The 11,789-nt window shown below is 44.5% G+C and carries 9 protein-coding genes; 2 read left to right on the top strand and 7 right to left on the bottom strand.

Going from position 1 to position 11,789, the window contains the following annotated elements:
- Window positions 1-26 precede the first annotated feature (26 nt).
- The 3 genes from OJ16_RS05670 to OJ16_RS05680 all read right to left on the bottom strand — a co-directional run bounded on the left by OJ16_RS05670 (window position 27) and on the right by OJ16_RS05680 (window position 4,868).
- Entirely contained in the window at window positions 27-1,571 is a 1,545-nt protein-coding gene (locus OJ16_RS05670; protein WP_040988252.1) for a SpoVR family protein, read from the bottom strand.
- A gap of 9 nt (window positions 1,572-1,580) precedes the next feature.
- A complete protein-coding gene (locus tag OJ16_RS05675) occupies window positions 1,581-2,849 on the bottom strand; it encodes a YeaH/YhbH family protein (protein ID WP_040988254.1) in 1,269 nt (422 codons plus the stop codon).
- 84 nt (window positions 2,850-2,933) lie between these two features.
- Window positions 2,934-4,868: a PrkA family serine protein kinase gene (locus tag OJ16_RS05680; protein ID WP_040988256.1), complete on the bottom strand. Its 1,935-nt coding sequence runs from the start codon at window positions 4,866-4,868 to the stop codon at window positions 2,934-2,936.
- Between the two features lie 158 nt (window positions 4,869-5,026).
- Here OJ16_RS05680 and OJ16_RS20040 point away from each other — a divergent pair, with 158 nt between their 5' ends.
- On the top strand, window positions 5,027-5,188 hold the full coding sequence (locus OJ16_RS20040; protein WP_160289862.1) for a hypothetical protein: 162 nt from the start codon (window positions 5,027-5,029) through the stop codon (window positions 5,186-5,188).
- Window positions 5,189-5,209: 21 nt separating this feature from the next.
- Here the strand turns inward: OJ16_RS20040 and OJ16_RS05685 are convergent, their stop codons facing one another.
- Window positions 5,210-5,710: a YfbU family protein gene (locus OJ16_RS05685; protein ID WP_040988258.1), complete on the bottom strand. Its 501-nt coding sequence runs from the start codon at window positions 5,708-5,710 to the stop codon at window positions 5,210-5,212.
- Between the two features lie 296 nt (window positions 5,711-6,006).
- Between OJ16_RS05685 and OJ16_RS05690 the strand changes: the two genes are divergently transcribed.
- Complete coding sequence (locus OJ16_RS05690; RefSeq protein WP_040988259.1) at window positions 6,007-7,095, top strand: linear amide C-N hydrolase; 1,089 nt, start codon at window positions 6,007-6,009, stop codon at window positions 7,093-7,095.
- 74 nt (window positions 7,096-7,169) lie between these two features.
- On the opposite strand, the gene pflA is transcribed toward OJ16_RS05690, so the two are convergent.
- From pflA to pflB, 3 genes are all read right to left on the bottom strand, one after another.
- Window positions 7,170-7,910 carry a pyruvate formate lyase 1-activating protein gene (gene pflA / locus OJ16_RS05695; RefSeq protein WP_040988261.1) on the bottom strand — a complete coding sequence of 247 codons (741 nt, stop codon included), beginning with the start codon at window positions 7,908-7,910 and terminating at the stop codon, window positions 7,170-7,172.
- Between the two features lie 197 nt (window positions 7,911-8,107).
- Complete coding sequence (locus tag OJ16_RS05700) at window positions 8,108-9,103, bottom strand: lipid A deacylase LpxR family protein (RefSeq protein ID WP_040988263.1); 996 nt, start codon at window positions 9,101-9,103, stop codon at window positions 8,108-8,110.
- 275 nt (window positions 9,104-9,378) lie between these two features.
- Window positions 9,379-11,655 carry a formate C-acetyltransferase gene (gene pflB, locus OJ16_RS05705; protein WP_040988265.1) on the bottom strand — a complete coding sequence of 759 codons (2,277 nt, stop codon included), beginning with the start codon at window positions 11,653-11,655 and terminating at the stop codon, window positions 9,379-9,381.
- Between the last annotated feature and the right edge of the window lie 134 nt (window positions 11,656-11,789).

Genomic DNA, 11,789 nt, shown 5'->3' on the forward strand with positions numbered 1-11,789 from the left:
TTTGCGAGTTACGCCGTTAAGCCATGTTAGATACTTGAATCATAGTTACTGCGCTGTGGGCAAGAACCAATGATTTCTCTTCGACCAGTCTCTTTCAGCTCCTCTAGAATGACATCAAACCCCCACAGACGATAAAGATGCTTTAGCACTTCATTCGCGCTGTCGTGAAGGGGAACGCGATCATGTGGCACATATTGCAGTGTCATGGAACGATCACCGCGTACATCCACATTGAACACTTGAATATTCGGCTCTAGATTACTCAGGTTATATTGAGCCGCGAGTTTTTCTCGGATAGCTCGATAGCCGCTATCATCGTGAATATTACTAATCTCAATATAATTTTTACGATCATCGTCGACGATCGAAAAGAGTTTAAAGTCACGAATTAACTTCGGTGATAAGTACTGGCTAATGAAGCTCTCATCTTTGAAATTGTGCATCGCAAAGTGCACCGCATCTAACCAGTCACTGCCTGCTAAATCCGGGAACCACTCTTTGTCCTCATCGGTCGGCTCTTCACAAATTCGACGAATATCGCGGAACATAGCAAACCCAAGCGCATACGGGTTGATACCGCTGAAGTAAGGACTGTTATAGGCCGGTTGAGCCACGACGCTGGTGTGGCTGTGTAAGAACTCTAGGATAAAGCGCTCTGATACCACACCCTCATCGTACATGTGGTTCAAAATGGTGTAATGCCAAAAGGTTGCCCAGCCTTCATTCATCACTTGTGTTTGTTTTTGTGGGTAAAAGTATTGGCTGACCTTACGGACAATACGGACGATTTCACGTTGCCAAGGTTCTAATAATGGCGCGTGTTTTTCTATGAAATACAGAATGTTTTCTTGAGGTTCAGACGGGAAACGAACCTTACTGTCTTCTTCTTTGTGTGTTGACTTTGGTACGGTGCGCCAAAGGTCATTCACTTGCGATTGCAAATACGCTTCGCGCTCTTCTTGGCGTGAAGTCTCCTCCGCAATCGATATTTTTTCTGGGCGCTTATAACGATCCACACCATAGTTCATCAATGCGTGACACGAATCCAGAAGGTCTTCGACTTCGGTGACCCCATATTTTTCTTCACATTCGGCGATGTATTTTTTAGCAAATAGCAGGTAATCAATAATCGACCCGGCATCGGTCCAGGTTTGGAACAGATAATTACCTTTAAAAAATGAGTTATGCCCGTAACAAGCATGCGCCATAACCAGTGCTTGCATCGTGACGGTGTTTTCTTCCATCAGATAAGCAATACATGGATTTGAATTGATGACGATCTCGTAGGCAAGCCCCATTTGACCGTGCTTATAGCCTTGCTCTGTCTGAATAAACTTCTTACCAAACGACCAATGATTATAATTGATTGGCATACCGATACTTGAGTAGGCATCCATCATTTGTTCAGACGTAATGACTTCAATTTGATTGGGATAAGTATCCAGGCGGTAATGCTCTGCGACCCGCTTAATCTCTACGTGATAACGCTCAAGAAGGTTAAAAGTCCAATCTGGTCCGTCAGGCAGTAGTTTGCTGTTTTTCTTAGTCGGCTGCTTTGTCGTTGTTGTCATGGTGCCTCCCTAAGCATTTTCTTTTTGAAATAGTTCCCTAAAGACAGGGAATATATCTTCAACGCTACGGATGTTCTTCATCGCGAAATTACCAAATGCGCCATCGAGTTTTTCATATTCATGCCATAGTGTTTGGTGAGAACGACGGGTGATCTCGATGTAAGAGTAATACTGACATTTTGGCAGTAAGGCTTCTTGCATGAGCTCTTTGCAACGAGGTGAATCGTCTGCCCAGTTATCGCCATCAGAGGCTTGTGCTGCGTAGATGTTCCATTGACCAACCGGGAATCGGTCGGCAATGATTTCGTTCATTAAACGCAATGCACTAGAGACAATGGTTCCGCCCGTTTCTTGTGAATAGAAAAACTCGTGCTCATCGACTTCTTTTGCTTGTGTGTGGTGGCGTATAAAGACCACTTCTACATTTTCGTAAGTGCGAGTTAAAAACAGGTACAACAGTACATAAAAGCGTTTTGCGATGTCTTTGGTGGCCTGGTCCATTGAGCCGGAGACGTCCATGATACAAAACATAACGGCTTGGCTTGATGGAATAGGGCGGCGTTCGTAATTTTTAAAGCGTAAATCAAACGTATCGATAAAGGGTACGCTTTCAATTTTCTTTCTTAGTGCTTGGATTTCTTCTTTTAAACGGCGCTCTTCCATCAGCAGCGCGGGTTCTTGATTTTGAATTCGAGTCAGCTCTTCTTCGAGCTCGCTCATCATGCGTCGCTTACCGGCCGTCATCGCAGTACGGCGTGCGAGAGACTGCTGCAGTGATTTTACGATCGCGATATTGGCTGGCACACCCGCGGTTTGATAACCCGAACGATGCGTCTTCCATTCTGTGATTTTATTAACTTGCGTCTTGTCTAAATTGGGTAAGGCAAGATCTTCGAAAAGAATATCAAGATATTCATCTTTGGAGATTTGGAACACAAATTCATCTTGGCCTTCGCCATCTTGACTTGCCTCTCCTTCGCCGGCTCCGCCACCTTGACCGCCTTTAGGGCGATCGACTTTATCGCCTTTAATGAATTGGTCGTTACCCGGATGCACGCGCTCTTTCAGCCCGCCTTGGCCTTGGTGGAAAACAGGTTCGTTAATGTCTTTATGTGGAATCGCAACATCTTCGCCGGTGTCGGTATTGGTGATGGATCGACGATTCACCGCGTCAGCAACCGATTCCTTGATTTTTTCTTTATGACGACGAATAAAACGCTGTCTATTGACCGCACTTTTATTCTTTCCGTTGAGTCGTCTATCGATAAATTGCGCCATGAGTCACCTCTTTTAAGCAATCGTATCAGTCCACACGTTGGCGGGAATGTCCGCCAACGGTGGTGAATGTCCTTCCAACCTCAATTAAGAGGATTTACGTACGCGGAGATACCATTCAGAGAGTAGGCGTACTTGTTTCTCGGTGTAGCCTTTTTCCATCATACGAGCGACGAAGTCGTCATGCTTCTTCTGATCTTCAGAAGAGGTTTTACTGTTGAATGAGATAACAGGCAGCAACTCTTCCGTATTCGAGAACATTTTCTTCTCGATAACGGTGCGTAGCTTCTCGTAGCTCGTCCAAACAGGGTTAGAGCCGTTATTATTCGCACGAGCACGTAAGACGAAATTGACGATTTCATTTCGGAAATCTTTCGGATTACTGATCCCTGCGGTTTTCTCAATTTTTTCAAGTTCATTATTGAGTGCAGAGCGGTCGAACAATTGGCCTGTTTCTGGATCACGATATTCTTGGTCTTGAATCCAGAAATCAGCGTACATGACATAGCGGTCAAAGATGTTCTGTCCGTACTCTGAATAGGATTCTAAGTACGCGGTTTGGATTTCTTTGCCGATAAATTCTACGTAGCGCGGTACTAGGTAGCCCTTCAAGAACTCAAGATATTTTTCCGCGACTTCTTGCGGGAATTGCTCACGTTCGATCTGCTGCTCGATGACATAGAACAAGTGCACCGGGTTTGCTGCCACTTCGGCTTGATCGAAGTTGAAGACGCGTGACAAAATCTTGAACGCGAAACGGGTTGATAGACCTGACATGCCTTCATCTACACCCGCATAATCACGGTATTCTTGGTAGCTTTTGGCTTTTGGATCGGTGTCTTTAAGCGTTTCGCCATCATAGACGCGCATCTTCGAGAACACGGAAGAGTTCTCTGGCTCTTTTAGGCGCGACAAGATACTGAATTGTGAAAGCAGCTCGAGTGTACTTGGCGAGCACGGCGCTTTAGACAACTCGGAGTGGTCGAGTAGCTTCTGGTAAATTTTGACTTCTTCAGACACACGCAAGCAGTAAGGTACTTTTACGATGTACACACGGTCTAAGAATGCTTCGTTGTTTTTGTTGTTACGGAATGTCTGCCACTCAGATTCATTCGAGTGGGCGAGAATCATGCCATCAAACGGTAGGGCAGACAGGCCTTCTGTCCCGTTGTAGTTACCTTCCTGGGTTGCTGTTAGCAATGGGTGTAAGACTTTGAGAGGCGCTTTAAACATCTCTACAAACTCCATGACCCCTTGGTTTGCTTTACACAGCGCACCAGAGTAGCTGTATGCATCTGGGTCGTCTTGCGAGTAATGCTCAAGCATACGGATATCGACTTTACCAACCAAAGAGGAAATATCTTGGTTGTTTTCATCACCCGGTTCGGTCTTCGCAATCGCTAACTGATCAAGGATAGAAGGACGAACTTTCACAACCTTGAATTTGGTAATGTCACCGCCAAAGTCATGCAATCGTTTTGCGGCCCAAGGAGACATGATTGAGCGTAGGTAACGCTTTTCAATGCCGTATTCTTGCTTCAGTAAATCCCCATCTTCTGCAACATCAAACAGGCAGAAAGGGTGGTCATTGACTGGACTACGTTCACCATCAGCAGAGAGTACATAAATAGGCATTTGCTGCATGAGTGCTTTGAGTTTTTCAGCGATGGAAGATTTACCACCACCCACAGGCCCTAGGAGATAGAGAATTTGTTTACGTTCTTCCAATCCCTGAGCGGCATGTTTAAGGTAAGAAACGATTTGTTCTATCGCGTCTTCCATGCCATAAAAGTCTTTGAATGTTTCATAGCGTGAAATAACGCGGTTTGAAAATATTCTACTGAGATGTGGATCGAGCGCTGTATCGATTACTTCTGGCTCACCAATGGCGATGAGTAATCGTTCCGCTGCGTTGGCGTACGCGCTCTTATCATCTTTACACAACGCTAAGAAATCTTGTAAAGATAGCTCCTCATCCTTAGACGCTTCATAGCGCGCTTGGAAATGGTCAAAAATGCTCATAATGATTTCCCCTTTGAACCTGTCTAACTGACAAACAACTCGCTAATAAATAACTAATCCCTCAATAATTAAGCCTAGTGTGGATTTCTACTTTTGCTTAAAAAATATGGATTTATTTGGATTTTTTAGCGTTGAGACCGAGGTTAAGGAGTCGATGATTGAATGAAAAAGTGATGGGTGTTGCACTGCAATACCAAGGCGGAATAAGCAATCGTACACTTATTGGATTGATGATCGCTAAGGCGGCAATTGAGCGAGGGTGTTTAATAGCGGGTTTTTGTGAGGATTTAAAAAGGGTTGCACGGCAACCCTTTTGTTAAAGTCGATTTACGGTCTGCCTGTTAGGCATTGAAAATTTGCTTTAACTCATTCGCGCATAGATGGTATTGGCGTGGGCATTTACGCCATGTTGCTAACATACGGCGGTACTTTTCAAGCATTGGCATTTGTGCGTTGAAGTGGTGCTCACCTTTTTCAAATTGCGGGTAAAGGCCTTCAGATTCAACCAAGAAGCGAACGTAATGCACCAATTTACACTCAGAACCACAATCAAAGCCAAGGAACTGTAAACGACGCTGATCGACTTCTTTGCGTTCATGCTCTTCCAGCATATTGTTGGACTCTTGCATCGCATGGTACATTTCCATAATGTCCGTAATCTCGCGACATTCATCTTCTTCAATGCAACCAAAATCTTTATTTAATTCACGCATTTGCATCACATAGCCACGTTCTACAATTGTTTGTAAACGTTTGTATTTAGGTGCATTTTCTGGATCCATTTGTGACATTAAGTAGTATTGGTTCGATAGGATCAAACGTTGAGCGTTTGTCATTTCCATTAAGTGGCCTCGTAGTTCTAATACATCTTTCTTGTGCTTAGGTTAGCCTTTTGTTGTGAGATGAAACATGATCTCAACACAGGTTTATTGGCAAAAATGAAAACTTTTTACATTAATATTTGTGTATTTGTTCGTATATGTCAGTAAGTGAAGGGATCGTTCGGCCTGCCAAGTTTTCAATGAACAAAATGTGCCGCGTAACTTTGTTTATTCGGCCAGATAGGTGTAATTTTATAGGGAAGTTCGAGATGGTCTTCGAGCAGCCTTTAAACTGAAAAATCGAGTGTGATTGAATTATGAAAAAATCGATATTGGCGCTATTTTTTGCAACCTGTTTTAGCTACACAGCCAACGCATGTACGGGTATTTCGCTTTCCACGACCAACGATGATTACATTCAGGCGCGAACGATCGAATGGGGGCAGAATGATCTTAACAGTAAGCTTATTGTGTCGCCGCGTGACTATCGTTATACCGCGACGATGCCCGATCAAAAACAAGGCCTGACATGGGTAAGTAAGTATGGTTTTGCCGGTATTTCAGTCAGTGACGATAAATTTATTGCAGAAGGGGTCAATGAAAAAGGCCTGAGTGCTGGTCTATTTTATTTCCGTAATTACGGCTCTTTAGCCACGTATGACCCGCAAGACACCGGTAACAATATTACCGACATGGATTTTGTTCGTTGGATGCTGAGCCAGTTTGAAACCGTTGAAGAAGTAGAGAGTGCGTTAAAGAAAATTAAGATTGTGACGGTGTATTTTGATCAGCAGGGCAACCCATCACCGACGGCACATTGGCGCTTATCTGACAAACAAGGCAACAGTGTCGTGATCGAAATTATGGACCACGGTAAAATCAACATCCATAAAAACACGGCTCAAGTGCTCACTAACTCACCTGATTACCCGTGGCATGTCACGAATCTCAATAACTACATCAATCTGCATCCAGGCTCTAGCCCGAGCCAAAAGATTAATGATGTGGAAGCTCAATCCTTTGGCGTTGGGTCTGCATTTGTCGGTTTACCTGGTGATATCTCACCACCTTCACGATTCGTACGTGCCGCTTTCTATGTGAACAGCGCTCCGGAAATGAAAACGGGCCAACAAGCCGTGTCACAAGCGTTCCATATTTTGAACAATTTTGATATCCCGCTGGGAAGCGAATTCAATGACAAATCTCATATTCCAGATTTGCCGAGTGCGACGCAATGGACATCTGTTATCGACCAAAGCAATGGATTATTGTTCTATAAAACAATGCACGATAGCACCATTCGTCGAGTGGATTTGAATACGCTTAATTTTGATGCCAAATCAGAAACAAAACAGGCTTTGGATAGCGGTTCATTTAGCTATCAAGACGTGGTGATTAAGCCATAGACAAGGCTTTTTCAGTCATAACAAAAAGGGCGCTTCCGAATGGGAGCGCCCTTTTTTAATCAACTTGAAACCAATTAGTATTTCACGTTTGAGTGGTACTGACCTAGGATGGATTGGATGTTATCCATCGTCTCTTTTGATGGCGGGTTCACACCTTCAAGAGGGTAGTCAAAGCCTAGCGCTTCCCATTTATGGGCGCCTAGCTTGTGGTATGGCAACAGTTCGATTTTCTCGATGTTGTCCATATCTTTAATGAATTCGCCTAGCATGTGCGCAGCTTCGTCTTCGTCAGTGTAACCTGGAACAACAACGTAACGGATCCACGTTTTTTGGCCAATCTTATGTAAGTAGCGAGCAAAGTCTAAAACGCGACGGTTTGACACGCCAATGAAGTCTTGGTGAATTTCATCTTTCATGTGTTTTAGATCGAGCATGACAAGATCAGACACTTCAAGGACTTCATCAATCACATCCGTATGCTTACGGATGTAGCCGTTGGTATCGAGACAAGTATGAATGCCTTCAGCTTGAGCGGCTGTGAATAAGTCACGCACGAATTCAGGCTGAAGCATCGCTTCACCACCAGAACACGTAATGCCACCACCTGACGCTTTCATAAAGTGGCGGTAGCTTTTTGCTTCGTTGATGATCTCTTCAACCGTCACTTCTTTTCCATCGTGGGTGTCCCATGTATCGCGGTTATGGCAATACATACAACGCATTAAACAGCCTTGAAGGAAGACAATAAAGCGAATTCCAGGGCCATCGACTGTGCCACACGATTCAAATGAATGAATACGACCGATTGTTGACATGAGCTCATCTCTTATAAGTTATTTGCCTGTTATTTTATTACAAAAACGCCGTTGAAAATAGGCTTTACCGGAGGAGACGACAAATAAATCACGAGGGGAAGGGATTGTGGTTTTGAGTGAACGCCCCACCTAGCGCGCCTCAATAAAGTCTAGATGGGCGCGGCTAAGTGTTCAATCAGTCTGCTATAGGGTGGCGATTAAAAGAAAGTAAACAGAGTGAGACTACCAGTGCCGTAAATATCATCTGGGGCTTCTTCATAGTCTGCAGTTTTGACCGCCGTAGCAAGACTGAGCCCATAAGCGTTGTTATACCAAGAGACACCAATGACCGCGGTGGCTTGATTGTGCTTGAGGGCAACATCATAGATATTCGGTTCAGGTAGCCCCGAACGGTCACCTTCAATGGTTATATCGTTAAATCGATAGCGCGCTTCAATCCCACCATAGAGGAACCATCCGGAGTTTGATGAGCCGATCATCCCAGGTCTAAATGGATTCTCATTATCAATATTCGCCGCCCCCATATTCGCGCCGAGATCCGTTCCCCAGCGGAACATCACACCGGTAGAGATATCGCTGCGGAAGTTGCCTGCATTTACTTCCGAGATATTCGAAATTTCAAATTCATGGTCGCGACCTGTTGGCTGGCGATACCAATTAAAATGCGCCAGATAGCCAATATTGACGATGAATTGATTATCAACTTGGTAGTGCCAACCTTGCGGGTCATCTGAACCTGTAATGCCATGTACGAGGTCTTGTGCTTTGTCGGCTAAGGAGTTTTCCCCCGTGGTGCCAATAGTCAAATTTACACGCTGAGCCTGTTGGGAATGAAGACTGATATAGTTGAATTCAGAATGCAGAAAACCCGCATAGGGACGATTGTTGGGTAGAGGTTCCGCGGCTTCAATATCCGTCGGAGTATACATTTTGTGGCCGAGCGTAATCTCGTATTTATCCAGTGAGGATATCCCCCAATACGACAAGCTGAACGGGGCCGTCAGTGCGTTAGGTTGCACCGATGCTGAGGTATAAGAGAGGAATAAACCATTGGTATAGTCTTGATCCACACCAAAGATGCCATCATTGTCGATAGCAAAAGACAATGTAGCGCGATCCGATGCTGCGTAAACCGGTGAAAAAACCAGTACAGCTAGCAGGGATGAGAGAGGCAAATAACGCAGTGCTTTCATTCAATCGCTTCTTATAAAGTGTGGATATTTTCATTTTAGAACACTGGCCAAAATGAATCTGGGCGCATTCTCTATGAAATAAAACAGGAATTCACTTTACTACAAAGGGAGGAGGAAGCAGGTAATTAAGACTTAGAGTGTGCGCTGAATCCTAACTCTATTGTTTGCGATTGGCACGAGTGATGGGAAGGGACTTGGTGATTGGCGATTCAAATAACAAGCGAAAAAAAACCCCGCAAGAGCGGGGTTTCATCAATCAATCATTCAGCCGAGAATTATAGAGACTCAGTGAAAGTACGTGCGATTACGTCAGCTTGTTGCTCTGTAGTTAGAGAGTTAAAGCGTACAGCGTAACCAGATACACGGATTGTTAGCTGAGGGTATTTCTCAGGGTGCTTAACTGCGTCTTCTAGAGTAGAGCGGTTAAGAACGTTCACGTTTAGGTGTTGACCACCTTCGATGCCAGCTTCGTGGTGGAAGTAACCATCCATTAGACCAGCAAGGTTAGCGCGTTGGTTCTCTTCTTCTTTACCTAGTGCGTTTGGCACGATAGAGAATGTGTAAGAGATACCATCTTGAGCGTCAGCAAACGGTAGTTTACCTACAGATGTTAGTGATGCTACAGCACCTTTCTCATCGCGACCGTGCATTGGGTTTGCACCAGGAGCGAAAGGAGCGCCAGCACGACGACCGTCTGGAGTGTTACCCGTTTTCTTACCGTACACAACGTTTGAAGTGATAGTAAGGATAGACTGAGTTGGGATTGCATCACGGTACATCTTAAGTTTACGGATTTTGCCCATAAACGTAGAAACAAGTTCACATGCGATGTCATCAACGCGTGAGTCATTGTTACCAAATTTAGGGTAATCGCCTTCGATAGTGAAGTCGATTGCAATGCCATCTTCGTCACGAACTGGTTTAACAGTTGCGTATTTGATTGCAGATAGTGAGTCAGCTGCAACAGATAGACCTGCGATACCACATGCCATAGTACGACGAACGTCACGGTCATGAAGAGCCATTAGAGACGCTTCGTAGCTGTATTTGTCGTGGCTGTAGTGGATGCTGTTTAGCGCAGTCACGTATTGCTTAGCTAGCCAATCCATGAATGTGTCTAGACGACCCATTACGTCATCGTAGTTTAGAACTTCGTCAGTGATCTTGTCTGAAACAGGACCAACTTGAAGTTTCAGTTTTTCATCTACGCCGCCGTTGATTGCGTAAAGCATTGTTTTCGCAAGGTTAGCACGCGCGCCGAAGAACTGCATTTGCTTACCAACGATCATTGGAGATACACAACAAGCGATTGCGTAGTCGTCAGATTGTAGGTCAGGACGCATTAGATCATCGTTTTCGTACTGGATAGAAGAAGTATCGATAGATACTTTTGCACAGAAACGTTTGAAGCCGTCAGGTAGCTGCTCAGACCAAAGTACAGTGATGTTTGGCTCTGGAGAAGGACCCATAGTGTATAGGCTGTTTAGGAAACGGAAGTTAGTACGTGTAACTAGTGTACGACCGTCGATACCCATACCACCCATTGACTCAGTAGCCCAGATTGGGTCACCAGAGAACAACTCATCGTATTCAGGAGTACGTAGGAAACGAACCATACGTAGCTTCATTACGAAGTGGTCGATCATTTCTTGAGCTTGAACTTCGTCGATCTTACCCGCTTCGATATCACGTTGGATGAAGATGTCTAGGAAAGTCGAAGTACGACCTAGAGACATTGCAGCACCGTTTTGTGATTTAACTGCAGCTAGGTAGCCGAAGTAAGTCCACTGGATAGCTTCTTGAGCAGTTTGTGCTGGCTCAGAGATGTCGTAGCCGTATTTAGCAGCCATAACTTTGATTTGACCTAGAGCGCGGTGTTGCTCTGCAATTTCTTCACGAAGTTGCATAGTTGCTGCTAGATCTTCGCCATTCTCAAAACGCTCTTGTAGAGACGTAAATTGAGCTAGCTTATCTTTCATTAGGAAGTTGATACCGTAAAGTGCAACACGACGGTAGTCACCGATGATACGACCACGGCCGTAAGCATCAGGAAGACCAGTCAGAACACCAGACTTACGACATGCAAGGATATCAGGAGTGTAGATATCGAAAACGCCAGCGTTGTGCGTTTTACGGTACTCTGAGTAGATTTTTGAAATCATAGGGTCAAGAGTTTCACCGTATGCTTTGCAAGAACCTTCAACCATACGTACACCACCGTTAGGGATGATTGCACGCTTAAGTGGTTTCTCAGTTTGTAGACCTACGATAGTTTCTAGATCTTTTTCGATGTAGCCTGCATCGTGAGCAGTGATGGTAGAAATAACGTCAGTATCGAAATCAAGAGGCGCTTTAGTTGCGTTCTCGATTTTGATACCTTCCATTACTTTTGCCCAAAGCACGTTAGTTGCTTCAGTACCTTCAGTAACTAGGAAAGATTCGTCGCCTTCATATGGAGCGTAGTTCTTCTGGATGAAATCACGAACGTTTACTTCGCTTTGCCACTCACCTGCAGCAAAACCTTCCCAAGCTTTAGCAAATTGCTCTGCCATGACATACCTACCTTTTTAGTAGAAAAAACACGTACTGGTTTCGCCGTTGAGCCAGCTATCCCGAGAGTCGGGAACAGTACACTCTAATTAATAACAATATGTATAGCCTTTACCGATTCGATTTTAAAATCGAT

The organism is Vibrio renipiscarius (assembly GCF_000827885.1).
Lineage (GTDB): Bacteria > Pseudomonadota > Gammaproteobacteria > Enterobacterales > Vibrionaceae > Vibrio > Vibrio renipiscarius.

Excerpts from the sequence above, each read along its gene's own strand:
- OJ16_RS05700 (WP_040988263.1), bottom strand. The coding sequence starts at position 9,103 with ATGAAAGCACTGCGTTATTTGCCTCTCTCATCCCTGCTAGCTGTACTG.
- OJ16_RS05685 (WP_040988258.1), bottom strand. The coding sequence starts at position 5,710 with ATGGAAATGACAAACGCTCAACGTTTGATCCTATCGAACCAATACTAC.
- OJ16_RS05680 (WP_040988256.1), bottom strand. The coding sequence starts at position 4,868 with ATGAGCATTTTTGACCATTTCCAAGCGCGCTATGAAGCGTCTAAGGAT.
- OJ16_RS05690 (WP_040988259.1), top strand. The coding sequence starts at position 6,007 with ATGAAAAAATCGATATTGGCGCTATTTTTTGCAACCTGTTTTAGCTAC.
- OJ16_RS05675 (WP_040988254.1), bottom strand. The coding sequence starts at position 2,849 with ATGGCGCAATTTATCGATAGACGACTCAACGGAAAGAATAAAAGTGCG.
- pflB (WP_040988265.1), bottom strand. The coding sequence starts at position 11,655 with ATGGCAGAGCAATTTGCTAAAGCTTGGGAAGGTTTTGCTGCAGGTGAG.
- OJ16_RS05670 (WP_040988252.1), bottom strand. The coding sequence starts at position 1,571 with ATGACAACAACGACAAAGCAGCCGACTAAGAAAAACAGCAAACTACTG.
- pflA (WP_040988261.1), bottom strand. The coding sequence starts at position 7,910 with ATGTCAACAATCGGTCGTATTCATTCATTTGAATCGTGTGGCACAGTC.